The sequence below is a fragment of the Cloacibacillus sp. genome, from assembly GCA_036655895.1.
Lineage (GTDB): Bacteria > Synergistota > Synergistia > Synergistales > Synergistaceae > JAVVPF01.
The window spans coordinates 16453-42157 of sequence record JAVVPF010000026.1; the positions used below are offsets into that span (position 1 = coordinate 16453).

Sequence of the window (25705 nt, forward strand, 5' to 3'; positions counted from 1 at the left end):
AAAAGACCTCCTAAAAACCAAATATGACCGCGCCGGCCATAAATAGCATCATCATCACCCACATGATGCCAAAGAGCTTCAGAAAAAATTTCCACCATTTTGAAAGCGGGATGCCAGCTATGCCGCAGCCGGTAGCTATGCCGGAGGTGGGCCACAGAAGGTTTGAGAAGCCGTCGCCAAGCTGGAAGGCGAGCACCGTCACCTCGCGCGAAAGCCCGGCCACGTCTCCAAGCGGCGCCATGATGGGAACTATCGCCGCCGCCTGCCCGCTTCCTGAGGGAATGATGAAGTTTATCAGCGCCTGGATGAAGAGCATCCCCTCCGCCGCCAAGATTGGAGGCGCCCCCTGTATCATGCCCGCCATGCAGTTTATTATTGTGTCTATTATCTGGCCGTCGCGCATTACCACTAAGATGGCGCGCGCTACGCCTACGATGAGCGCGCCAAAGACGATAGCGCGCGCGCCGGCAAGCAGCTCCTCCGCTATTTTATCCGCGTTCCATCCGAAGATGAGAGCGACTACGATGCCCATCATCAAAAAGAGCGCCGTAAGCTCAATGTTGCCCCAGCCGCGGAAGAGGCAGCCCCAGAAGATGACGGCCATGACGCCGAAGATGACGCCAAAGGCGGCGTACTCGCGCGGACCCATTGAAAGCCGTTTCAGCTCCTCGCGGTCGTAGACAAAGAGCGAATCCTCCGGCGAGATGAGCGAAAGCGACCTGTCCCGCTTTATTTTGCCGCCGTAACGGAATATCCACCAGAGCGCCACCGCGGAGAAGGAAACAAAGATGGCGGCGCGTACGCCAAAGCCCGAATAAAGCGGGATGCCGGCAATAGACTGCGCTATAACTATCGTGTACGGATTTGTGAGGGCCGCGGCAAAGCCTACGCCGATGCCAAGCTGTATGATGGCGAAGCCGAACATCGCGTCATACCCCATCGCTATGCCCACGCCGACCATTATCGGTATCATGCCGTTGAAGTCGTTCCACATCCCAAAGAGGCTCGCGCCCAGAGCGAAGATCAGATAAAAGAGGACGACGATGACGTTCTCGCGCCCTTCGAGCTTGCGGAGCAGAGTGCCCAGCATCTTCTCAAAGGAGCCGGTCTTGATGACGATGGCGAATGCGGCGTTTACGATGAAGATGAGCGCCACAAGGTCAGCCACCTCGATGATGCCGCGCTGGAAGGAGCTGAAAAAGTCAAGCAGGCCCGCCGGACTCGACTGCGCAAGATACTGGAAGGAGCCGGGCACGACGAGCTTGCGGAGCGTTCCGTTGACGTCCACCTCATGGTACTGATACTGCCCCGCCGGGATGACCCACGTAAGAAGGCAGGCGGCTGCCACGATGTAAAAGAGCATCACATAGGTGTGCGGTATCCTAAGATTTTTCAAAGCTTTCATCAACAAATCTCTCCTGTTTTCCAAAAATGATATGACACGGCGGCCGCCCCGCAATAAAAAAATCCAGCCAAAACCATTCGCCCGAAGGCGTTAGTTTGGCTGGATCTTACAGATTATATCCCCGCGCTGGACGCGCGAGTCAACTGTCAAGGCAGTCGCTATTCAGTTTTATGAGCCGAAAAAAACGCGCAAGCGCCCCTTTCGTCTGAGAGATAGTCTATAGCCGATGCGGCCTTTTCGTCAACCCCCAATAAGCGGCCCTTTTTCGAACTTTTTTTCGCGCTTATACAGCGGCAAAACTACGGATAAGTTAATTGAATCCAGTGTGTACTATTAGAGAGGGAGATGATAGCGGAAGTGAGACCTTATGCTAAGAGATGCGTGGCCCTGTTTATATCGGCAGTTTTGCTGTGCGCGCCGCAAATAAACGGGCTGTTGTTTTATGGCTCCTCTTCGTGCGCCGCTCTTGAAAAAAATAAGCGGGCGCGCGCGGCAGCTCCGGTGTTTTCCGCAACAGAGAGAAAATTCATCAATGAGGGGCGCGTCATCACCATCGGCTACAGGGTCGACCAGGCGCCCGTCTCCTATATAACCGACGAGGCGACATTTGCCGGCGTCACGCGCGACATTTTCGACGACCTATCAAAGATAAGCGGCCTGCGCTTCGCCTACAGGCCATGCCCGCCCGGCGCGGCAAACCTTACATGGCTTGAAAACAACCACATCAGGGTAGTAACAGGCGTGCCGTTTGACAGAAAGAGCTGCCCGGAAAACAATCTGCTGCTGAGCAGGCCCTATTTCAACAACGAATACGTCTTTATGTGCAGAAAAAACACGGCCTACGACCCGCAGAAAAAGATGCGCGTCGCGGTAAAGGCGGGAATGCCGTGCCTCGAAAAAAAGCTCCGCGTCACCTACCCTAACTTCGTCGTCAAAACCTACACGAAGGCGGATCAGGCTTTCTGCGCCGCGGAGCTGGACGACGTGGATTACGTCGCCATCAACCGCTGGCGCGCGCAATCTTTCATCGCAAAGCCGCGCTTTGCGAACATGGAACTTTCCGTGCTCTCTCCCGTGGAATATCCCGTGGCGATCGGCGTGCTGCACTATTACGTGCCTCAGAAGGGCGTAGACGAATGGGACTCCGCCACCTTCATCTCAATAATGAACAAAGCAATCGCCGCGCTTGACGCAAAACGCGTGGCACAACAGGCGGCGGCGCCGCGCGAATGCGGCGTGGAAGAACACGGCCTCCTTGATTACGTTTACAGATGGCAGTATCCTATCTGCGCTCTTATGGCGCTTGGCGCCTGCGCCGCCGCCTGCTGTCTGGCGCGCAGAAAAAAATAGGCCTACTTCGGGTCGGGGTAGTTTACCTCTTTCATCACCAGCAGTTTTTTCGTGAGCTTCTCCTCTATCTCGTCAAGCTTCGCCTTCACGTCATCGGGGACGTTTAGCCTTGATTCGCGGCTCCATGTCGAAATGTCGATGCAGTCCTCCGCCATGCCGACGGAGAAATCATTTTCCGGCAGCGTGCCGCGTATAAAATGTTCAACTATTCCATAGGCTACGTGTCCGCTCAGTTTCACAACGCTTGCCAGCACAGCCTCCGGATATTTGCCCTCCATCTGCGTATCGACGCCGATGGCCCAGTAGCCGCCCTTCTCCGCCGATTCAATGGCGCCTATGGAGGCGGCTCCAGCCGCGCAGAATATGACGTCCACACCCTTCTGCCTCAGCCTGTGCGCGGCGGCGGCACCCTTTGCCGGGTCGCCGAAGTCGCCGGTATATTCGCAGAGCACCTGCACATTGGGGTCGATGTAACGCGCGCCCTGGATATAGCCCTTTTTGAAGCGGTCCATAGCCGGAGTCTTTTCGCCCATGATCATGCCTATCGTCTTGTCCGGGTTTATCCTAGCGCTCTTCGTCTCCGTCGTCATAAGAGCGGCAAGTGCGCCTCCCAGAAAGCCGCCCTCCTCCTCGCGGAAAAGCACCTTTTGCAGTCCATCGAAGGCGGCGGTCTCCGCGTCAAGCGCCACAAAACGCGCGGAGGGGTTTGCCGCGCGCGCCTCAGGGAAATATTTCAGATAGGCTGCGGAGGCTATGATGACAAAATCGGAAGAGGCCGCGCGAAGCATGTAGGGACGCAGCATATCCGCGTCACTTAACGCGTTCAGCGCGGAGACGGAGAGCTTTTTCGGGCCAAAACGCACCTGCGCGTTCCGCAGCCCGTCGGAAAGCAGCCTGTTGTAGCTGGTGGGCACGCTTGTGTCGGAGCCTTCAAGCAAAAGCGTCACCTTCTTTGGCGCGGCCTCCGCTCCGCGTGCCGCAAAAACTATAAGCGCGATGAAGAGAACAAACAGACTTTTTTTCATCTATTGACGTCCTTTCTTTACCAAATATCAAATGTGACGGCGCGTAAAACTATATGGCATATTATAGCCTATGACGCCCCTCTGCGGCCAGCAAAACGCGCGTTCACAGCGCGGGGGCCGTTTGCGTTGCCCAACTGTCGCCTTGACAATAGCTTCGCTTCCGTATTATTATGGTCTCGTCATAAGTTAGCATAAGTTAACGACATTTGGAGTTGAGCATAGATGAACCTTATTGAGATGAAAAGCGGAAGCCGCGCGATTATCACAAAGCTCCCCGAAGGCGAGGCCGAACAGCGCCTTGAGGCGCTCGGGCTGAGAAACGGCAAGGAGATAGAAAAAATATCCTGTATGCCCTTCGGAGGCCCGGTCACGGTAATGCTCGACGGACGCAATTTTGCGGTTTCGCACGGCATAGCGGAACAGATAGAATTAGAAGACGACGAAAATCAATAGAAGGCCGCGCCTGCGCGCGGAAGAAGGTTCTTTGAATGAGCTGTAAGAATTGCAGGCTGTGTTTTGAAAAAGATAAAGAGGTGCCGTGCGGGTCGGCCCGGATGCGCATACTTCTCATGGGCAACCCAAACGTCGGCAAAAGCGTATTCTTTTCGCGCCTCACCGGCGTACACGCGCTCTCTTCAAATTACCCAGGAACTACCGTCGGCTTCACCGAAGGGATAATAAAACACGGAGAGCTCTGCGCGGACCTGATAGACGTGCCCGGCGCCTACACGCTCGACCCGACGAACGAGGCCGAAGAGATAGCAAAACGCATCATCGACGAAGGCGCCTCAAAAATAATCCTCGTCATCGACGCGACGGCGCTTGAACGAAACCTCGTCATGGCGCTTCAGGTGCTCGCGCATCACATCCCCACGGTGGTCGCGCTGAACATGACCGACGAAGCGCGCCACAAAGGCATCCTGCTGAACGTCCCCAAGCTCGAAGAGGAGCTGGGAGTGCCAATATACCAGACGGTGGCCACCACTGGGCGCGGCATAAGCGACCTCGTGGCCAACCTCGACAAGGCGCGCGTAAGCGCCGTCCCGGAAATGACAAAAGAAGAACGCTGGCAGAGGATAGGGCAGATAATAGCCGCCGTCCAAGTGGTGACACACCGTCACCACACGCTGATGGACAGGATAGAAGACCTCTCCGCGCACCCGATAGTCGGAGGATTCATCGGGCTTGTCGTGCTCGGATGCAGCTTCGCGCTCATCCGCGTCGTGGGAGAGGGGCTTATAAGCTATATTTTCGACCCCATCTTTTCCAACTTCTGGCTCCCGATGCTGGACAAGCTAAACGCACTGCTCGGCGACGGCGTAGCGCGCTCGCTGCTCATCGGCAAACTGTTTGACGGCGCAATCGACCTCGAACAGAGCATGGGGATGCTTTCGACCGGCTTCTACGTCGAGTTCGGCATGGTACTGCCCTACATAATCGCCTTTTACGCCGTGCTCAGCTTCCTGGAGGACTTCGGATACCTGCCGCGGCTTGCCGTCGTCTTCGACGCTCTGATGCACCGCTTCGGCATCCACGGATACGCCATCATCCCGACGCTGCTCGGCTTTGGCTGCAACGTTCCCGGCATACTCGGCACGAGGGTGCTTGAATCCGAACGCGAACGCTTTATAACGGCGACGCTCATCTCAGTAGGAGTGCCATGCGTCTCTATACAGGCGATGCTCTCTTCGACGCTCGGCGTCTTCGGCCTGCGGTACGTTGGCGCGGTCTATCTGATACTGTTCATCGTCTGGCTCGTGCTGGGAAGGCTGATGCACCTGACGCTCTCAGGCTACAGCCCGGAGCTGATAGTAGAGATACCGCCCTACCGGCTGCCCTCGTTCAAAGCGTGGATGCAGAAATTATGGTTCCGCATAAAAGACTTCTTCTTTGAGGCGACGCCGCTCGTTTTGGGAGGCATCCTGCTCGTAAACATACTCGACATGATAGGCATTCTTGAACGCGTCGGGCACGCTCTCGCCCCGTTCTTCCACACAGTGCTCGGCCTGCCCGCCTCCGCCGCCGTCCCCGTAGTCATGGGGCTTTTTAGAAAAGACATCGCGATGGGGCTGCTCATCCCGCTCGAACTTACGGCGCATCAGATGCTCGTCGCCGTCATCGTGCTCTCCATGACCTTCCCCTGCATAGCCACCTTCGTAGTAATGTGGAAAGAGCTTGGAATGAAACGAATGCTCGAAAGCAGCGCGATAATGCTTGGCGCGGCGCTCATAACAGGCGCGCTGCTCAATCAGATACTGAATTTAATATAGGAACAGGCGATTTTACGATGATGAAAAAAAGACACCTCGCGGCGGCCCTCTGCGCCGCCCTTTTATTTACGCGCGGCGCGCAGGCGTCCGTGACGCTAGAAGCCCCCGCCGAAGCAAAGATAGGCCAGCCCTTCGTCGTGAACCTCCGCGTCGTGGACGAGAAATTATCCGACGTTAAAATTTTATGGCAGAAAAAAGAGGCGCGGCTCGCACCGGACGCCTCCGGCTCCTATTGCGCGCTGATAGGGACGGACTTCAAAAACGCAAAGGCCGGCGCCGCCCCGCTTGCGGTATCCTTTCGCTCTGACGCAAAAGAGGGCCGCACAGAGAGGATAGACCACACAGTAAAACTTACCTCATATAAATATCCGTCGGAAAACATCAGCGTCGAGCCGTCAAAAGTGAACCCGCCGAAAGAGCTTGCAGAACGCATCGCGCGCGAGGCAAAACTGGGGCGCGCCGCGCTGCAAAGCCAAAGCGGAGGCCGCGCGCCAGCGCTGCCTTTGGTGCGCCCCGTGCCAGGCCTCTTTACCTCCGTCTACGGCAAGAGCCGCTACTTCAACGGACAATTTCGGGGACGCCACGGCGGGGTGGACATGCGCGCAAAAGAGGGCACGCCCGTCAAGGCCGCAGCAGACGGCGCAGTGACGCTCGCCGCGAACTTCTGGTTTGCCGGCAACTGCGTCTACCTCGACCACGGAGCGGGCTTCGTCACCTTCTACTGCCACATGTCAAAATTAAAGGTCAAAACAGGCGACCGGATAAAAGCGGGCGACGCAATAGGCCTGTCCGGCCAAACCGGCCGCGTCACCGGCCCCCACCTCCACTTCAGCACAATCTGGCAGGGAGAGTTCTTCGACCCAGCCGCGATAATGGAAAAATAACCTGGCTTAGAAAGCCGCGGCAGCCTAGATGGCCGCAGCATAAGAGGCTCTTAGGACCCGTTGCTTCTGTCCTAAGAGCCTCTTGTGCACAGCAGATTTTTAAATCTCCGGCGATACTACTGGCGTTCTATTTGCTGCATACTGCCGTTTATTTTGATGTGCTGCTTTTTATCTTTTCAAACTTCGCTGGAATGACGACATCTGTGGTCTGCATGTAGCCTTTGCCAAAAATGTAGGTATCCTGATAGAGCATAATATATTTTTTATTCCTGATGCCGCTTGCAAGGTCAAGATACCTTTTGCCGTTCCACTTTGAACCGGGCGTATATTTTTCAAGGCAGGCCCTAAAATCGTTGATATTGCCAAGTTTCGCTTTTTTCTCCACGATTCGCTTGCCATATTCGACCAGTCCGCACGTCATGGTCCACGGCACGGAGCTGCTCCATGTTCCCATGCGTCCCTTGCCGCCAGCGGCTATGACGGTTTTTTCGATTTTCTTCATTATCGCAGGCCAGTTGCCAGATTCGCTCTTGAGGTCAATTCCAAAAGCTCCCGGATAACCTAAAATCGGCGACGGGTCATCTTGTTCGATGAAGAAGCCGCCATACTTTGCAATCTGTCTCAACAACGGCTCGGTCTGAGCGTCGTTTGTGCAGTAGAAAGCTGTGTTTTTGCCATATTTCTTAAGCCAGGCGGGCACTTTTTCTAGGATAAACTGCTGCGCCCCAGCGACGCCTACGTCACTGACAGGGTCTGGCGCAGTCTCAAAGTTAAACTTTATACCAAGTTCTTTACAGGCGGCTTCCATGATCGCGCGCTTGCGAGACTGAAGTTCGTAGCTCTGATGGCGCGGAAACGAGACCATGACAAAATTTTTCGCGCCAAGTTTTTTCGCGGTGCTGATTATGAGGTAGCCGCGTGATATGCTGTCGCCGACTGCGCTGAAATCTGAGATGGAGGAGATGACGTTGGGATCCTCATGCGGGGAACCGGAAAGACACAGAATGTCTTTACGTTTTTCTTTGATCCGGCGAAAAGCCTCTGTGGTGCCGGGAACAGCGTCGTTGACTACGATGACTTTTATTTTGGGATCGTCAGCGAGCCCAACTATCTGTGAAATCGTCGTTTCCATCTCCTGCATGAAATTATCCGGAATGGTGACGTGTTTGATCATGCCGCCCTTTGTGGCATCACCGTATTCTTTTACGATCCTCTCAGCTCCGCGGTAGGCGTCTTCAGCCTGTGAGACGGTAGGCGTCGCTACGCCTATCCTGAATGCCGGCGCAGCCCATGCCGCCCCCTCTACGAGGAGAGTAAGGCAACATAACGCCATTAAAAATACAGCTAACTTCTTCATTACAATCTCCACCTTTCAAAATATTGTCAACTCAGCGATTCGCATATAAATTAATATGTTATTGTAAACATTGACAAACGTTTATTATAATTAAGTTACATGCAGCCTATGTTTTCATAATATCACCGGAGGTATAACGTGTCAATATCGTAAAGGGTACACTATGTTAAAGTTTACAACGCGCGCTTCCACTATGTGTAAAAGTATGATTTGACTTACTGAAGCCGCAGGCTTTATTATATAAAAACTGTCATTTATTCATCACAGTACCGGAGGAGAAAAATAGATGAGACCTTTGATTGGCGTAGCTTCGTCTGCCTTTTATTATTCCCACGCAGATACATTATTTGACGACGTAAGCCGCGAGGTGATTGAAACGTGCTGGCAGCGGCTATGCCTGACTGGCAAAATGTGCGCGCATATAGAAAGTGCGGGCGGGACCGCCGTGCTTCTTTCTCTTAAAGAAGACGCCGACGTCATAGATACGATAGCTGAGAGATTTGACGGATTTCTCTTTGCAGGCGGAGCTGACATAACCCCAGCGCTTTATGGAGAAACGCCTGACGGAAGCGGTGAGACTGACGCGGCACGTGATAAATTTGAATACGCTCTGCTTAAAAAGGCATATCAAAAGGGTAAGACTGTTTTCGGTATATGCCGCGGCCAGCAGATGATGAATATCGTCTTCGGCGGAACTATCTTTCAAGACATCAACAGCATAGACCCAACGTGGAAGCTCCACCAGGGCCCATATCCGATGGAGGATTATATTCATAGCGTCAAGGCGCTCCGCCCGGAGTTTCTGCCGCGCGCTGACGGGACGTACGCAACAGCGCTTGATGTAAATTCCGCACATCATCAAGCCATAAAAAAACTCGCCCCCGGCTTTGTCGTTACAGCAGAGACTGATGACGGCCTTATAGAAGGCATCGCGTTGCCGGAGTACAAGAAAGGCCTGATAGGAGTGCAATGGCACCCAGAATCTCTTGCCGATAAAGACCCGGTGCAGCACGATTTTTTTCGAATGCTGGTTGAGTACGCAGGGAAATAAAAGGAAAATCAGCCTTATTCTACGGTCATTCGGCGTTTGTAGGGGAGCGGCTGCGGGCTCTTTTGTTCTTCTATCACCGCTGTGACTGAGGCGGGGAGGAGGGCGCTGAGGGCCTTTTTTATTTTTTCTTTTATTTGGGCGAAGGAGGCGCTTTCTGCTTGCAGAAAGAGGGTTTTTTTGCCGTGCGCCGTTTGCAGCGCGGCGGTGTATCCGTAGAGCTCCGGGATGGCGTAAAGCGCGTCGTCTATTTTTTCTATGCTCAGTTTTTTGCCGTCTATCTCAAAGATGTTTTTGAGCCGCCCGCGCACGCGTTCGAGGCGCGGCAGCAGGCTTCCGCATTCGCATTTTCCAACGGCAAGCGACGAGATGTCTCCCGTTCTGTAGCGAAAAAGCGGCGTCGCTTCGTTTGCGAAGGCTGTGACTACTATCTCGCCTACGCTGCCCGCGGGGAGAGGTTCGCCCGTCGCCGGGTCTATTATCTCAATGAGCAGCGAGTCGTGGCGTATGTGCTGCGCGCTTTCTTCCCCGCACTGGACGGCGCAGCCGAAGCAGGTCTCCGTCATGCCGTAGTGCGTGTAGACGCGGCACTGCCACAGATCTCTTATAGCGTCCGGGATAGGTTCCGGCACGTAGTCGGCGCTGAGCAGCAGGCTCTCGGGGCGCAGCCTCGGGTATTTGCGGCAGAGGCGTATTATCTGCGACGGGACGCCGACGATTGCGTCTCCGCTCTGCACGGCGGCGGCCGCCGCGTCCACGTCTGTGATGCCGCCGTATATGAGGGCGGGGACGCCGGTGCGTTCCACTCCCTCTTTAAGCAGGCTTGCGATGCTTCCCGGCGTAGCGTCGGACATCATGACGAGACATCTTTTGCCGCCGCCTATTATGGGCGTCATTCCAAGCTCAAAGAGCCTCGCCGTGCGAGCGAGGTCGGCCTCGGTGAATCTGAGGCGTTTTGGCGCGGCGGTGCTGCCGGAGGTGCGCAGCGATGTGACGCGGGAGATCTTTTTTTCCGGCACGCAGACAAAGGCGTCCGGCGCCTCCGTCAGCTCTTCCTGCGTCGTGAAGGGAACGCGCCGCATTGCCTGTTCGCAGTCGATTGAGGATATATCGACGGACTGAAGGCGCTTTGCGTAAAAGGCGCTTTGTTCCGCGGCGCGGCGCATCGCCTCTCTTATTTGGGCCATCTGCCAGACGGAGATAACTTCCGGCGTTATTGGCGCTTTTATGCCGGAGATTTCGGAGGTCATCACCTCTAGGCTTGAGAGCATCTTGATTCACCTTCTTTTTATGATTTTTTATTAGTTTTGTTAGTTTCCCGTCACTTTTTCCGCGATGAAAAGTCCGTAGGAAAGCTTTGCCGTAACGCCTGTCGTCTCTTTTCCCAGCGCGTCGTCAAGAAAGCCGCGCCCGAAGTCGAATATGAGCTGGCCGAAGAGCTGGCGCAGCGCTTTGGTATGGTCTTCAAAAAATGTAAGTTCAAAGCCCGCGGCGGCAAGGCGCGCGGCTATCGTCTCTTTAAATTCCACTCGGCCAAGGAGGCCTGAGAGCGTCGTCTCTTTTGCTCCGGCCTGCGCGTCGGCGTAGAAGTCGGTTATGACCAGCCTGCCTCGTTCTTTTAAGAGGCGGCGCGCCTCTAAGAGCGCTGTGGCCGGCGGCTCTATCTTTGAAAAGCTGCATTCAAAAAAAACTCCGTCAAAGGCGGCGGCGCAAAACGGAAGCGCAGCCGCGTCTGCAAGAAGGCAGCAGGCGCCTTCGGCAATCGCTTTTTCTATTGCCGCGCCCTCTGTGTCTACGCCTGTCATTTTAAAATCGGAGCAGCTGTTGACGTAGCGGACGGTCTGCCCCTCTCCGCATCCGATGTCGACAAGCGACGCTCCCGCCGAAAAACGGCAAAGCTGGAGCGCGCGCTTTGTCAGCTCCATTGCCCCGGGTCGCGGCAGTTGGCGGCAGTGCATCTATTTTTCACCCCACAGCGTCATGTAGTGGACGCAAAAGGGCACGAGGCGCCCCTCTTTTGCGACGTGAAGGCTGCACAGGCGAAGGCGTTCAAGGTCTATGTTGCCCGCGTCCTGAAAGGCCATCGAGGTGACTGTAAATCCGTGAGTGGAAAGCCGCAGGAGGAAGTTATCCATGTCGCCGATGTCGCACGCCTCCTCGCCGCAGCAGGCGGCGGGGGCTGCGCCGCGCTGCCAGCGTCTGCCTACGAATTCTCTGTTTTTATCGGCGGGGCTTTCTGCGCCGCAGCAGCAGGCGGGCGCGTCCTCTCTTTTTTTCGTGAGGGGGTAGAGCGTGCCGTCGTCTTTTACGATGAAATCGCCGTGAAAACCGCACATCGGATGGTCGCACTTCGACGGCTGGAGGTTTTCAGCTCGTATGAGGCCGCCGGACTGCTCTTCTATGCCGCATATAAGCTCGTCTAACGTAAACCGCGATTGGTCGTCTGGAATGTGCGGGATGCGCCCAAGGTGGGCCACTGGCTGAAAGTGGACGCCGCGCACGGCCGGCGCGCGCGTTATGGCGTAGCGCAGTATGTCGCCAAGCGCGCCGTCGTTTACGCCTGGCACGACGGTCGGCACGAGAGTGACGCCTATGTTGTGTTTCGCGCAGTTTGCGATCGCTTTTTCCTTTACCGCAAGAAGCGGGGCGCCGCGCAGTCTTTTATATATTTCGTCGTCCACTCCGTCAAACTGCATAAAGACAAATGAAAGCCCGGCCTCCGCCAGCCTTTTGACGTAGTTTTCGTCGCGCGCGAGGCGGATGCCGTTTGTGTTGAGCTGGACGTATTTACAGCCCAGCTCTTTTGCGGCGGCCGTTATCTCAGGCAGGTCGTCCCTCATGGCGGGCTCTCCTCCAGAAAGCTGGACCAGCGTCCGGCCCGGCTTGATGAAGCCCTCCATCTCGCGCAAGAGCGACGCAAGCGGAACGTCCGCGCCGTTTTTCTTATCGGCGAAGCAGTAGCGGCAGCGCAGATTGCAGCGCTCCGTCACTTCAAGCACGACGCAGCAGGTGTCGTTTTTGTGCGCGTCGCAGAGGCCGCCCGCGGCGCAGGCGGAGGGGCAGCCGCGCACCTCTTCTTTTGTAAGCTGCGGCGCGCCGCCGTACCACGCCATGAGATTTTTTTTGTTTTTCCACACCAGCGCGGAAAAACCGCCGTGCTCGGGACAATTTTTTTCAAGGAATGTCGCGCCGTTTCTTACGACAAGCACGGCTGAAAGCCTCCGCCCGCAGACGGGGCAGACGCTGAAGGTCTCTCTTATTATTTTTTCCATCGCAGCCTATTTGTCCTCTATTGAGATTTCGACCTGGGCCATCTTCCCCTTTGCCAGGCTTTCAGGGATGAAGACCTGCCCGCACTGCGGGCAGCGCATCACCTCTGTGTGAAAGGAGTGCTCAAGGTAGCTGAAATAGGCGCAGCGCGGTTCAAGCCCGACGCCGCATCTGCTACAGGTCAGTTTCGTGTTTTCTTCCATCCCACACCTCTTCAAGCTCTATCTTCATCCTGTGCGAGTAGGCGTTGTGGACGAAATAGCCGTCCTCGCGCGGCGTGTACTCCACCCAGCAGGTCATGTGCCCTATCTCGCGGTAGCCGACGGAGTGGCCGCCCTCGTCTTCGAGCTTGCGGCCAGTTCTCTCGCAGAAATTTATTACCTCTATTATATCGTCGTCGAGGATTTTTTCTCTGTTGAGCTTTTCTTCCGTCTCCTGCGACATAAAAAGCGCGGGGCGCTCTTTTGCCGGTTCTTCTTTGTTCAGCAGCTCTTTCATTAGGATCTCCTTCACAAGTTCCCTGTTTCTGCGGCGTTTTGAGTAGGAGGGCGCGCGGCGCTCCCAGTCCTTCGCTCCGATGAACACGTCTAAGATGTGTTTCACCGGCTTGCCCGCCTCGGCAAAGAGGTCGCGGCAGTTTGTGCAGTAGACGACGTAGGGCTGTTCGGAGTCTGAAACTCTTCTTTCCGTCAGCCACTTCGCGTATGGGGGATTTGCTATGGAAATTTGGCCGCCCCAGGAGCAGCATTTGGCCCTATCTTTTTCGTAGGCGAGCGGCGCAAGCTCAAAGCCGGCCTCTGTCAGCATCTTTCGCACGTTGGCCTGCGTCTCTTTAAAGTCGCGCGCGGCGCACGGGTCAAAGACGGAAATCAAGCCGCCCTCGTGGCACTGCGGAACCTTCACTCCAAGTTCGTAAAACAGATCGCTTATCATCTTGCCCTCTATGTCGGGCATTTTTTCGCGCGTCATTTTCATGCAGGTCGGGCAGCCGAAGATGACGACGGGCCTGCCCAGGCTCTCCCATTTTTCATGAAAATCGGAACAGATTTCGTCATAAACCGCCTGGTCGCCGGCCCAGAGTGCGGGCGCGCCGCAGCAGTCCACGAGGATGGCGGTCTCCGGCAGATGTTTTTTGATGATACGATAAGACTCCGTCACATAGGCTGGGTCGGAGGCTCCCATCTGGCAGCCGGGGAAGAATAAATATCGGCTTGCGCCCGAAGCGGGCGCGTGGAAAAATTTGGCGTCCGCCCCGCGGGAAAAGGCCATGTCGTTTAACCAGAACTCGTGAAAGGCCCACGGCATCGCGTTCTTCTCGCGCATCGCCCTGTGGCTTTCGCGCAAAAAGAGGCCTACGTTGATTTCCTGCGGGCAGACCTTTTCGCAGAGGCCGCACTGGTTGCAGGTGGAGATGAGGCGCGTGGCCACCGTGCCGTTTCCGTCAAGCGTGCCGGGAAATACGGTTATGTGCACCTCTTCTTCTATAAGCTTCGGAAATTTCTGAAAATATTCCATCATGTCGCAGGCGCGCACGCACGAATCGCATCTGCACCTAAGGCAGCGCGCCGCCTCACGCCGCGCCTCATCCTCCGTGTAGGAGGCATCAAGCGACGGGAGCACGGCTGCCGCGGCCGTCACTCCGTCAAGGTTCAGCTCTATCTTCGTCGCGGCGCGCGGCGCGGCCTCTTTCATGTTGCCAGTCTTTATATAGGCCTCTATCAGCGCCGCGGCCGAAAGCCCATGCGCTATCGCCTCCACGGAGGAGACGCCGGTTATCGAACCTCCGGCGAATATTCCCTTTTCCCGTGAAGCCGCCACCTCTTTTATATTTTCCAAGCCCTCCGCGCCGCAAAAAAGTCCGAATGCCGCGCCGCCCTTTCCTGTGGCGATGTAGACGGCGTCGTATTCTTTTTGCAACGCCTCAAGCGATGAGACCTCTTCGCCTGTGCGGAGGCTGTATTTTTCATTTGCGAACTGCTCTTCTATATCTTTTAGGAATATTTCGGAGGGTAGCCTCTCCCAGAGATGTCCGCCGATTTTTTCTTCTTTTTCATAGACGGTGACGTCGTATTTTTTGCTGGCAAGCCGCAGCGCGCAGGCGAGGCCGCTTATTCCGGCGCCGATTACTGCTATTTTTTCATTTTTGGGAGGAAGGTTGTAATTGTTCGGCGCTCTGCGCGAGGCGTACCGCACGGCGGCTTTTTCAAGCAGTTTTAAATCGACCGCGCCTCCGCTGTCGCGCCTTGGGCAGACGCTCTTGCAGCACTCGCCGCAAATCTCGCTGACAATACGCGGAAAGGCGACGGCGGTAGCGTAAAGGCGGTAGGCCAGGTTGAAGGCGCCGCGTTCCACGCGCGGGACAAACTCACGCACGTCAAGGCCGAACGGACAGGCCGACACGCAGGGGGCCGGCTCCTTTTCAAGGCAGCACTGGCGAATTTTCTCTTTCATTTCGTCCATAGGGTCACTCCGACGGCTCAATGTAGCCGAATTCAGTCAGCAGTTCTTTTGCGCGGATGTATGTCGCCTTCATCAGCTCCGGACATTTGACCGCCTTTTCGTAGGGGTCGCAGTGCGTGATGTCGCGGCAGTCCACGGAACCATACTTTCCGCAAAGGTCGTTCTGAAACCACTCCGCCATCTCTTTGGTCATCTCTGTGTTTCGGTCGTCAAAAAGGGCGAGCATACAGACCGCGCCGGTGAGCGCGCCGCAGGCGAGGCCGCACTGCATACCGTTGCACAGAGCGCGCGCCGCGCGAACGAGCTGGTCGTTCGACTCACCGCGGAGCCGCAGCCCCATCTCAAGGATGATGCTCGAACAGCAAAGCCCCTCGACTTTAAGCTGATACATTGTTTTAAGTTCGTCTTCCATTTGAGACCCCCCTGCTCGTATGATAAACACTCGAATATGATCAGCGGCTAAAGACGCCGGGCCGTTTAATATATTATACGGCCCGGCGTCTTTATGATTATAAGTTATATTGCGATTTTAGAAGAACTTCTCGCTGGGGCCGGAGCCGAGTGAACGGAAGAAGTCCTCTTCGCCGTTGAACTTGACGGGGTTGGCCTTTATGTCTTCCAGTTCGTCGTAAAGCTCGGAACCCAGGAAGTACTTCTGCGGCGCTTCCGGCTCTTTGCCGGCCGCTATCGCGTCAAGGCCGGCCTTGATCTTCGCGGGCGTTGCGGGGATCTCGTGGATCCTAACTCCGCAGGCGTTGTTTATCGCGTTGAGCACCGCCATGTGGCCGGAGGACTGGAACGCCTCTGATGCGCCGGATGAACCGAACGGTCCGACTTCGTCGGGGCGCTCGTAGTGGATGACGTCGATATCGTCCGGGATGTCTTTGATGTACGGCACGCCGCAGGAGGCGATGTTTCCGTGCTTCTTCACATCCTCATAGATTTCGCTGAGCGCAAAACCGATGCTGTGCGAGATTCCGCCGTAGGCCTGTCCGTTGACCGCGGCGATGTTGCCCACCTTGCCTACGTCGTCGACGCAGGTGAAGCGTATTACGGTCGTCTTGCCGGTCGCGGTGTCTACTTCGACTTCGGCCAGGTTCAGGCAGTAGGTGTATGACGGGCTCGGGTCGCCTACGCCGGTGTTCGGGTCGAGGCGGCAGAGGCCGGCCACGCTTGTGCAGGACCACTGACCGACATATTTCGTCGGGATGCCTTCGGCCTTCATTTCGTCATAGGTGCGGAAGGTGCCGTCGGGCTTGCGCATCGCGTTGATGAGCTGGTCGGCCGCAGCCATCGTCGCTTTGCCGCTCATGTAGTGAGTGCGGCTTGCGCCGGACATTCCGCTGTCGGGGCAGAGCTTCGTATCGTTCTGCACGAGGCGTATCATCTCAGGCGTCACGCCGAGGGGCTTCAGCGCTTCGAGCGTCAGCATCAGCGAGCCGATGTCTCCGCCCTGTCCAAGTTCCTGATAGGTGTCGTACTTCGTGAATGTTCCGTCGGGATTGAGTTCAATGGCCGCCGCTGCTTTGTCGGTGCCGCCTTCGGTGACGTTGAATCCGCCCCACGCAAGGCCCACGCCGCGGCGCTTTTCCGGAGTGTCGGCCGCTTTAGCTTCGGCCACGGCCTTCTCGTAGATAGGCTTCATCAGGTTCATCATCTCTTCCATCGGGTACTGGCGGAAGGGATAGCTGTTTATATTTGTCTCGCCCGGACGGCCGATGTTGCGCCAGCGGAACTCAAACGGGTCGATGCCGGCCTTCTCGGCGAGCATGTCCATAAGGGCTTCGCTGAGAGTGTAGGCCTGCGGCGAGCCGTAGCTGCGGTAGGCCGTGCCGAAGTTGTGGTTTGTGTTGGCGACGCGGCAGAGGCCCGCCACGTTCGGTATCACATAGGGGAAGAACGCAAAGCGCGCCTGCTTCGTGAAGCAGTCGTCGCCGCCCCATGAGTATGCGCCGTGGTCGAGGCCGAAATCAAATTCGGCGGCAACCAGCTTGCCGTTCTCATCGCAGGAAAGGCGTCCGTTTGAGTAGCAGGGGCAGCGTTTGCCTGAGAAGTGCTGGTGCTCCTCGTAGCTCATGGAGAGCGCCACGGGGCCGTTCATTACGACGGCGGCCGCGCCCGCGAGGCAGAGGTCGCCCGCGTTGGTGGACCAGCCGAAGCTTGCGCCAGTCGGGTTCATCATGACGCGCAGTCTCGATGTGGGCAGACCGAGGCAGGTGCCTATTCTGCTGATCGAGGAGTAGACGCCCTGAGATTTGCACTGGAAGGTGAGCATCCCGTCTTCGTCAAAATAGGCCTGCACGGCGTCGCCTTCTATTGAAAGATGCGGCTCGCGTGATGAATAGAAGCTGCCGCCTACGCTGTACGGAGACTCTTCGATGATAGACGCGACCTTGGCCGGCTCTTCAAGCCCCGCGCCCTTGAGCACGGGCTGCTTGCAGAAAATATTCGGCGTGTCTTCGTGGATGTTCTGAGCGTCAGGCATCGCGGCTTCAAGGAAGCTCAGGTATTCAGGCAGCTTTTCTATCTCCACCTTTACCTTCGCGGCAGCGGCGCGCGCCTGTTCTTTCGTATCGGCCACGACGAGCGCAACTACGTCGCCATAGCGGTAGATTATATTCTCGCAGAGCACTTCTCGGCTTGGGAGCCTTACCGTGCTGCGCTCGTGGAAGTTGGCTTCGGCTATGATGTTCGTGCCGCCTGCCGCCTTCAGGTCCTTCGCCGTGATGACCATAGATACGCCGGGCATCTTCATGGCCTCTTCGGAATCTATCTTCAATATCTTAGCGTGGTGCGCCAGCTTCGGCTGAACTATCGCCACGTGATAGGCGTCGGGCATCTTCAGCTCCTGGTCGTCGCCGTAGTCGGCAAGGCCGCAGACCTTGGCAAGCGACGTGGGACGCACAAGGGGCTTTCCGTAGTATTCGCCGTCGGTCGGAAGTTTGACTGTGATGTCGTCTATCGTGGCTTCGCCGCGAACGACCTTCGCCGCGTCCATCACCGCGTTTACTATCTGCTTGTAGCCGGTGCAGCGGCAGACGTTCTTATGTTTCTGGAACCACTCGCGGACCTCCGCGCGCGTAGGATCATTGTTTTGCAGAAGCAGCGCGTAGGCGGAGACGATAAATCCGGGCGTGCAGAAACCGCACTGCACCGCGCCGCAGTTCATGAAAGCGACCTGAACGGGGTGGAGGTTATTAGGCGTACCGATTCCCTCAACCGTGACCACTTTGCTGTATTCTTCGATTTTTCCCATCTTGCGCGTGCATGAACGAACCAGCTCGCCGTTGAGCAACACCGTGCAGGAGCCGCAAACTCCTATGCCGCACCCGACCTTGACGCTGGTAAGCCCGAGGCGCCTCAGTACGTCAGCAAGCGAATCCTTCACAGGATCACACATGAACATACGGTTTGCACCATTGATATTAAGCCACATTTTCTTAAACGCCATTTCCCCAACTCCTCCTCAATTTGAACTGTAAAGCAGCAGAGCCTTCTCGCAGAAATACCGAATTGTTGAAACTTCGTTGCGTGTTTGTGGATATATATTTATTATTTATACATCTAGTTTAATATATAGCAAATATAAACAAAGATAAAGCTTGAGTTTATTTTTGTTTAGTTAAAGTCATTAACTTTTCTTTAAGTGCATATATTGAACTAAATACGGTCGGCGAAAGAGGCGGCAGTAAAACAATAAAATCGTCCGCTCCTAAAAGAGAGCCGTATTAGGACCGGACGATTTGTATGGCCGTACAAAAATTATTCGATTATGCTAATGGGACTATCTCCAGTAGGCTTCGTCAAAGAAGCAGAACTCAGTGCCGAGGCCTTTTTCTACCGCGCGGTCGTAGAGCGTTTTGCCCCACGCCACATCGTGCAGAGGCATTCCGCCCGTGACGAACATGATGATCTCATCGTCGCTGGTGCGTCCCTTGTCCAGACCGTTTACAACGTCGCCCAAGTTGCGGATGTTTTTCTGGTCGTATTTACCGGCCTCGATCGCTTTGAGAAGGTGGAAAGAGGGCGCCACGACTGCAACCGCGTCAAGTCCGTCGGGATGCTCTTCGCCGTCGGCGAAGAATGCCTGGTGCATCTTCCAGTTGTCTGCGAATACTGTGTTCGTTGAGAAGGCTTCGGCGTCCATATCCGCGTCTCCGGTGAAGGTGACAAGCACGCCCGGCTTGAGCCATTCAGTCTCTATCAATCTCACGCTGGCAGAAGAAAAGACCCGCCGGGCTATAGCGGCAAAGCTTCACGACAGCATAGGCTACTCCATGGTATCAATGCTCCACATCCTGCGAAACCTGCACGAGGCGCAAAGCGCGCCTGAAGATAAAAAAAATGTTTCGTCCGCGATAGAAGAGATGGAAAAGCTAATTCAGGAGACGCGCTCCTTTACCTTTGACATCAGCCCGCCTATTTTGTATGAAGTCGGGCTTTCCGCCGCCATCGAAGCCAGATGCGAGCATATGCAGGCCAATCACGGCATAAAGTGTTCGTTCAAATCTGAAGGTAAAGAATCAAACGTAGGTGAAGAAAAAAAGGTCTTGTTGTATCAAATGATCCATGAGCTTCTGGTAAATGTCATAAAACACGCTGAAGCTGCAAATGTACTTGTCATCGTTAGGTGGGGGATGAAAAAAATCCAAATCATCGTAGAGGATGACGGAAAAGGCTTCAGCCACCCCAATGTCAGGACATCCAACACGGGAATGGGATTATTCAGCATCCGAGAGAGATTAAGATCTGTCTGCGGTGAGATGAAAATCGTCTCCGTTCCTCTGAAAGGAACCACAATAAGCCTGGTCGCGCCAATTTCCATTCACATATAGCCGATAGCCACTTATTGTACAAAACAAAAGGAGTCCATCAAAGAAACCCAAATCACAAACCGCGGCGAGCTTAAGACAACGCCCCCCCCCCGTGACCACAAATCAGAGTTTGAGCCTGAACTTGCAAAGAAATAATTGACCCAGCGCAGAAAACATCAAAGACAAGAGAGTTTTTCCATTTACAGAAAGTGAATGGACACTTCAGATATCTCTTTTATCTTCAAATCCTCCGCCCAGGCCATAAAGGGCACTTATACAAGGAATGCATAGAACGTCTGAATTCAACCTATAGGTAGCTCAACAGTGAGAAGTGTATATTTCCCAGTGCAGGATAGTTTTTAAAGGCCTTGTATATGTAATCTTTGAAGCAACCAAGAAATGGAGCACCATTTCTCAGCTGGCTAAGTATGCTTAGATAGTTGACCGCAATACACGGGGAACGGATGCCAGAATAGCTCTCATTATACAAAAGACGCCCAGTGTCAATGAAGACACAGGGCGCTACCTTAGCTAATAATTCTCTTTAGACTGAGGATTAACGTTCGCCCAGATTATCTTGGATTTTTCGCAGAACGTTTCTATTCACTGCGTTTTCTTCAGAGGGTCTGTTTAAATAATAGATCTAGCGTTAACCTCTAACGACTTTGCGCAATATACACGACCGAGACGATCACCATCCTATACCCTACATTCTGGGCTGTATACCTTGCCGTCCTTCATTACAAAGCAGCAATCTCTAAGAGCATCTGGATCTTTTAATAAATCGCGTTTCCATGCTGCGATGTCAGCAAGCTTCCCCTTCTCTATTGTCCCCACAAGATGGTCTATCTCGCATATTTCGGCATTGTTTTTTGTCGCAGCCCTGAGCGCCCTAAAAGGATCCATACCGCTATTAAGCCAAGCGTTATATTCCCATCCGCTTTCATAATTCTGATGGACAGCAACCATATCCGTTCCATAACCAAGTTTAATTTTGCTATCTTTTATTATTTCTCTGCCACGCCGAAGTTGTTCCTGATATTTTTCAAGTTTCTTTTTAAATGACGGGCTTTTCTGGGACATACTTTCTATGTCTCCATGAATGGCATCGTCATAGGGGACGAAGGTCGGAACAAGATACGTTCCACTTTCTTCAAACATCCTAGCAGTTTCTTCATCCATAAGCGATCCGTGTTCTATCCCTGTAATACCAAAGTTTATGAGCTTCTTCATAAGCCTCGGACCATATGCATGAGCAGTAACAGATATTTTGACCTCTTTTGCCGTGTCAAAGATGGCTTTAAATTCAGCGTCATTGAGTTGAATGTCATCTGGATCATCATTTGGCGTAGCGAAACCTCCCGTGGCCATTATCTTAAGGAAGTCAAAACCCATCTTTTTTTCACGTCTAACAGCACCAGTAAAAAAATCTGCACCATTGCCGCAAGTAGGATAGTTGAGCATCATATAATCTGAGAGATAGGGATTATTTCTAACTGCTTGTGTCATATCACCATGACTGCCAGGAGTACATAGAAAATGGGAGGAAACAATAAGACGTGAACCATCCATATAACCGGCATTTATTACCCGTTTAGCATCCAATTCATAGGCTTCGCGGAACCAACCTAATGAGCGTATTGTGGTAAAGCCTCCTAAGAGAGTTTTATGAGCTGTTGCCGCTGTTGCCAGAGCCCGATACCCATCCGAATTATATACGGTATCGGTGTATATATCATTCCAATCGAAAAATTCTGGATGGACATGAGCATCAATCATTCCTGGGGTTACCGTGCTATCACTTAAATCAATACATTTACAATATTCCGGCACGGACACATTATGACCAACCTCTTCAATTTTGTTATCCTTAACTAGAATATCCATCTTTTCCTGCAATATATCCGTCACTCCATCGTAAAGCTTTCCACATTTAATTTTTACATAATTTTCCATCTTATTAGCTCCTCTTTTCAACTATTTTTTATTTTATATATTGACATCAAAAATTTCTTGATATATATTATATATAATATATAATATTTGGCAAGTGGCCGCGAAGCCAACACCGTTTTGTACTTGACGATATTATTTTTTACAATTTAGAAAATAACAACAAATATTTTAAAAATTACTAGCAACGAGATCTGTGCGATAACCTGGGTTTTTTATTGCACCGGTGTTTGCATGTCTATTTTTTCAAGGCTACTAAATGGTTTGAAGTTTAACAAAGCATACATAAAGGAGGCTATAGACACGAGGAGATATGGTGGTTATGTGGTGTGTAACGGGAAGTAAATCTAACTTAAGTCTGGAGGGAATTTTATGAATCAAGCTTTAGCTGGTCCTGAATATGCAATGGCAATTGTTGTTTACCTAGTTGTTATGGTTGCGGTAGGGTGCTATTTCGGCAAAAAGGCTCGTGACGATAAAGACGGTTTCCTACTCGCTGGACGTGAACTGCCCAGAATAGTATTAGTTGGCACGTTGTTGGCAACCTGGTTTGGGGGAGGCACCGTGGTCGGCGGAGCAGATTTTGTCTATAAAACAGGGCCGTGGGCAGGCGTTTTCTTTTTTATAGGAGCTCCTATGGGCGCATTGGTTCTTATGGGGCTTGCCCCCAAGATTCGCGAGTTAGCAAAATATACTGTGCCTGAAATTTTAGAACAGACTTACGGCCCGAAAACAAGATTGGTAGCCTCAATCTGCGTTCTATTAGCCTACACTGGAATTGTTTCTTATAATTTTACAGGAGCAGCGTATATCGTAAACCTTGTAACTGGGTTCGACCAATCTTATTCGGTACTTATTGCGGCAGTTATTATGGTGTTTCTAGCTGTCACAGCTGGAATGAATTCTGTCGCCTGGACAGACGCATTAAGCGCAGCCTTGATCTTCTTTGGAATGGGGTTTGGCCTTTACTTTGCCGCCACATCTGCCGGGGGTTATGCCGCTACCTATGCAGCATTAACGCCTGCCCAGGCAAGTATAACCGGCGGTCTTTCCTGGACCCAGCTGGCTGGCTATAGCCTCCCGCTCTTCTTTCTTTACATGGGAGATCAAAATCAGTTACAGCGCTATGCCTGCGCAAAAACTCCAGCTGAAGCTAAAAAATCTGCTCAGATGTTGTTTTGGGCAATGTGCGTGGTAATATTCCTTGTACTGAGCTACTGCATGTTTGCAGTTAAACTCATGCCTAATATTAACGGCGACACAGCTATAATGCGCATGGCCATCCACTATGTTCCATATATCTTTGGCGCGCCCATACTTTGTGCCTGTGTTGCTTTCCTTGTAACCACGGGAGACTCTTTTATCCTCTCTGCTGCAACAAATTTAATGATAGATATCGGTCAAAAGTATTTCAAACCTGACATGACAGACAAAGAGTTGGTAAAGGGAACTCGTATCGCCATAGTTGGGGTCGGTATATTCTCGTATGTTATGGCGGTATTCTTTCCAAGCGTACTTAAGATGCAGATGTATTCTTATTCCATCTATGGCGCAGGTGTAACTGTACCGTTGCTGGGAGCTTTCCTTTGGAAAAAAGCAAGCCCCGCTGGTGGAATGGCATCAGTTCTTACAGGCGGTGTGGCAATCCTTACGTGGGATATGTTTCTTAACCGTCCAATGGGTTTGAATGGCATTTTAGTCGCCGTTCCACTTGCAGTATTCGCGTTGGTTCTTTTCAGTCTGGCGCTTCCTAAGAAATATGATCCCAATATATAAGGCAGAAGAATACCACAATGCTTACGATTTATAAAAATGCGTTCCTACTGGATTGCACGGGAAACGAGCCGGTGGAGAATGGTTGGCTGGCAGCAGAGGACGGCATAATAGTGGAGACGGGAAGCGGCACTCCCGGAAAATTTAACAATGCAGATGTGGTGGACTGTAAAGGAAACACACTAATGCCAGGCCTCATCGACGCCCATATTCATCTTAATCTCTTTGATGACAACTTGGCAGAGATCCCCCGTAGAGATTATCCGGCCATGCATTTTGTCAAATGTTTGAATATACTAAAAGATACGGGTGCACAAGGATTTACAACGGTTCGCGACGCTGGTGGCGCTGATGCGGGCTTTAGAGTCGCAGTTGAAAAAGGACTTGTTCCAGGACCTAAAATCTCTGTTTCCGGCACGTCTATTTGTCAAACAGGAGGACACTCGGATGTAAGGTTGTCCACAGAATTTGCACCGCCCATGATCTCCCCCATCCCTATAGGCTGCGTGGCAGATGGGGTCGCCGAGGTACAAAAAGCGGCACGAGAACAATTGCGACGTGGGGTAGACCACCTTAAGGTGATGGCAGGGGGTGGGTGCGGAAGTCCGGCGGACGAGCCTGACACAACACAGTATTCTCTTGAAGAGCTAAAAACAGTAGTTGCAGAAGCAAACGCGGTCAAAAGGGTTGTACTTGCACATACATATTCAAATAGCAGCATGCGCCTTTGCGCTGAAGCTGGAATATACAGTATGGAGCACGGTAATTATCTTGATAAAGCTACAGCCAATGTATTAAAAGAAAAGGGCTGTTGGCTTGTCCCGACACTTTCTACCTACTTCTATATGTCGGATCATGGAGATGAACTCGGCATTCCGGCATATTTCTTAAGAAAAATGAAACAAGTCAGAGAGTCGGCTTTAGAGGCGGTGGCTAATGCCGTTGAAGCTGGGGTAAAAATAGGTTCAGGAACTGACATGGTTGGCTCTGGGCAACCTTACAAAGCAATGGAACTGGAACTGAAAGCAAAGGTCATGGGGCCGCTCAAGGCTATTCTCTGTGCCACCAGGGAAAACGCCAAGCTGTTAAAAAAAGAGAAAAGCATAGGAACTCTTGAAGCTGGCAAATGTGCGGATATACTACTTGTGAATGGAAATCCCATCAAAGATATTTCACTTTTCCAAAACAGAGACAATCTTCTAGTAATAATGCAAGACGGGCGCTTTGTTAAGAAAAAAATATAGACAATACAGTGAAAATGTTGGGCAAAGGAAGTTGGTATGAAATAAATACGGGTGGTTTAATAAAATATCCTTGGCAAAAGGGGAGAATGATGCAAAAATAGAATTGTTTTCTTAAATTATCAGCATGAGGACGTGAAGCCGGATGGCAAAACCAAAGACTTTGACTGAAGTGGCATATGAAAATATAAAGCAGTGGATAATGGAAGGGCAGATAGCGCCCGGTTGTAAGATAAGTCTTGAGGAAACGGCTTCACGTTTAGAAGTAAGCATGACTCCAATTAGAGAAGCACTTACGAAACTTCAGCAGGATGGACTTGTGGAATATATTCCACGTTCCGGCTGGAGAGCGGCAAGACTTTCAAAAAAAACCTACTTTAAATATAGGGAATTACAGCTTCTGCTAGAACTTAACCTTACAGAGCTGGCTTTCCCCTACGTTACTGATGAGGCTATCGAGGCAATGAAAGAGGCCAACGAACGGCTGCGCCACGACCTTGATAGCCTTCCTAAAAAAGAGCTTCCCAGAGCAATTCTTAAAGAAAATGATACAATTCACATGACGTTGTTTTCCTGTTACGGCAATGAAGTTATGACAAATATGCTGCAAAATGTCTGGGATTCCATGAGTTATTACAGAATGGTCATGTTTAGCACCAACTATTACCGCGAGATTGGCTACAAGGACCACGAGCATATAATTGAGGCGATCAAAAGAAATGACGCCCAAGCTGTCCGGTACGCAATGGAGCACCATTTGGTCAATGGTCCTATATGCCTTGAAGAAAGCTTTGACAATCAAAAAATGTGGGAAGCCCTAAGAGTTGTTGGGATGGAAGATAAAATCCGCAGCTT

21 protein-coding genes are annotated in these 25705 nt (G+C 52.8%); 9 read left to right on the top strand and 12 right to left on the bottom strand.

The window, feature by feature from the left end; translation table 11 throughout:
- Positions 1-10 precede the first annotated feature (10 nt).
- Positions 11-1405, bottom strand: coding sequence for a YfcC family protein (locus RRY12_09065; GenBank protein ID MEG2184815.1), 1395 nt, complete (start codon positions 1403-1405; stop codon positions 11-13).
- Between the two features lie 501 nt (positions 1406-1906).
- Between RRY12_09065 and RRY12_09070 the strand changes: the two genes are divergently transcribed.
- Positions 1907-2755 carry a transporter substrate-binding domain-containing protein gene (locus RRY12_09070; protein ID MEG2184816.1) on the top strand — a complete coding sequence of 283 codons (849 nt, stop codon included), beginning with the start codon at positions 1907-1909 and terminating at the stop codon, positions 2753-2755.
- A 2-nt stretch (positions 2756-2757) separates the two neighbouring features.
- Here the strand turns inward: RRY12_09070 and RRY12_09075 are convergent, their stop codons facing one another.
- Positions 2758-3780: a BMP family ABC transporter substrate-binding protein gene (locus RRY12_09075; protein ID MEG2184817.1), complete on the bottom strand. Its 1023-nt coding sequence runs from the start codon at positions 3778-3780 to the stop codon at positions 2758-2760.
- A gap of 222 nt (positions 3781-4002) precedes the next feature.
- Between RRY12_09075 and RRY12_09080 the strand changes: the two genes are divergently transcribed.
- From RRY12_09080 to RRY12_09090, 3 genes are read left to right on the top strand one after another with little or no spacing between them, the layout of a single operon-like run.
- A complete protein-coding gene (locus RRY12_09080) occupies positions 4003-4233 on the top strand; it encodes a FeoA family protein (GenBank protein ID MEG2184818.1) in 231 nt (76 codons plus the stop codon).
- A gap of 35 nt (positions 4234-4268) precedes the next feature.
- Positions 4269-6050, top strand: coding sequence for a ferrous iron transporter B (locus RRY12_09085; protein MEG2184819.1), 1782 nt, complete (start codon positions 4269-4271; stop codon positions 6048-6050).
- Between the two features lie 17 nt (positions 6051-6067).
- Positions 6068-6934, top strand: a complete 867-nt coding sequence (locus tag RRY12_09090) for a M23 family metallopeptidase (protein ID MEG2184820.1) — start codon at positions 6068-6070, stop codon at positions 6932-6934.
- 148 nt (positions 6935-7082) lie between these two features.
- Here the strand turns inward: RRY12_09090 and RRY12_09095 are convergent, their stop codons facing one another.
- A complete protein-coding gene (locus tag RRY12_09095; GenBank protein ID MEG2184821.1) occupies positions 7083-8291 on the bottom strand; it encodes a DUF3798 domain-containing protein in 1209 nt (402 codons plus the stop codon).
- Between the two features lie 286 nt (positions 8292-8577).
- Between RRY12_09095 and RRY12_09100 the strand changes: the two genes are divergently transcribed.
- Positions 8578-9342: a gamma-glutamyl-gamma-aminobutyrate hydrolase family protein gene (locus RRY12_09100; GenBank protein MEG2184822.1), complete on the top strand. Its 765-nt coding sequence runs from the start codon at positions 8578-8580 to the stop codon at positions 9340-9342.
- Between the two features lie 14 nt (positions 9343-9356).
- Here the strand turns inward: RRY12_09100 and RRY12_09105 are convergent, their stop codons facing one another.
- The 8 genes from RRY12_09105 to RRY12_09140 all read right to left on the bottom strand — a co-directional run bounded on the left by RRY12_09105 (position 9357) and on the right by RRY12_09140 (position 19276).
- Entirely contained in the window at positions 9357-10610 is a 1254-nt protein-coding gene (locus RRY12_09105; protein ID MEG2184823.1) for an AMP-binding protein, read from the bottom strand.
- Between the two features lie 39 nt (positions 10611-10649).
- The gene (locus RRY12_09110; GenBank protein MEG2184824.1) at positions 10650-11264 is read right to left on the bottom strand and encodes a methyltransferase domain-containing protein; all 615 of its coding nucleotides are present in this window, start codon (positions 11262-11264) and stop codon (positions 10650-10652) included.
- A 33-nt stretch (positions 11265-11297) separates the two neighbouring features.
- Positions 11298-12611: a radical SAM protein gene (locus tag RRY12_09115; protein ID MEG2184825.1), complete on the bottom strand. Its 1314-nt coding sequence runs from the start codon at positions 12609-12611 to the stop codon at positions 11298-11300.
- A gap of 6 nt (positions 12612-12617) precedes the next feature.
- Positions 12618-12812, bottom strand: coding sequence for an LIM domain-containing protein (locus tag RRY12_09120; GenBank protein MEG2184826.1), 195 nt, complete (start codon positions 12810-12812; stop codon positions 12618-12620).
- Positions 12784-15069, bottom strand: coding sequence for an FAD-dependent oxidoreductase (locus RRY12_09125; protein ID MEG2184827.1), 2286 nt, complete (start codon positions 15067-15069; stop codon positions 12784-12786). The genes RRY12_09120 and RRY12_09125 overlap by 29 nt, the downstream gene beginning before the upstream one ends.
- Positions 15070-15073: 4 nt before the next feature.
- A complete protein-coding gene (locus RRY12_09130; protein MEG2184828.1) occupies positions 15074-15481 on the bottom strand; it encodes a C-GCAxxG-C-C family protein in 408 nt (135 codons plus the stop codon).
- Between the two features lie 117 nt (positions 15482-15598).
- Positions 15599-18520 carry a molybdopterin cofactor-binding domain-containing protein gene (locus tag RRY12_09135; GenBank protein MEG2184829.1) on the bottom strand — a complete coding sequence of 974 codons (2922 nt, stop codon included), beginning with the start codon at positions 18518-18520 and terminating at the stop codon, positions 15599-15601.
- Between the two features lie 333 nt (positions 18521-18853).
- Positions 18854-19276 (bottom strand): hypothetical protein, encoded by a 423-nt coding sequence (locus RRY12_09140; GenBank protein MEG2184830.1) that lies wholly within the window; start codon positions 19274-19276, stop codon positions 18854-18856.
- Here RRY12_09140 and RRY12_09145 point away from each other — a divergent pair.
- Positions 19254-19904, top strand: a complete 651-nt coding sequence (locus tag RRY12_09145) for an ATP-binding protein (protein MEG2184831.1) — start codon at positions 19254-19256, stop codon at positions 19902-19904. The genes RRY12_09140 and RRY12_09145 overlap by 23 nt on opposite strands.
- 678 nt (positions 19905-20582) lie before the next feature.
- On the opposite strand, the gene RRY12_09150 is transcribed toward RRY12_09145, so the two are convergent.
- Entirely contained in the window at positions 20583-21839 is a 1257-nt protein-coding gene (locus tag RRY12_09150; GenBank protein ID MEG2184832.1) for an amidohydrolase family protein, read from the bottom strand.
- Positions 21840-22208: 369 nt separating this feature from the next.
- Between RRY12_09150 and RRY12_09155 the strand changes: the two genes are divergently transcribed.
- The 3 genes from RRY12_09155 to RRY12_09165 form a co-directional block, all read left to right on the top strand.
- The gene (locus RRY12_09155; GenBank protein MEG2184833.1) at positions 22209-23612 is read left to right on the top strand and encodes a sodium:solute symporter family protein; all 1404 of its coding nucleotides are present in this window, start codon (positions 22209-22211) and stop codon (positions 23610-23612) included.
- Between the two features lie 17 nt (positions 23613-23629).
- Positions 23630-24853 (top strand): amidohydrolase family protein, encoded by a 1224-nt coding sequence (locus RRY12_09160; protein MEG2184834.1) that lies wholly within the window; start codon positions 23630-23632, stop codon positions 24851-24853.
- Between the two features lie 142 nt (positions 24854-24995).
- A partial coding sequence (locus RRY12_09165) for a GntR family transcriptional regulator (GenBank protein ID MEG2184835.1) occupies positions 24996-25705 on the top strand: 710 nt, incomplete at its 3' end.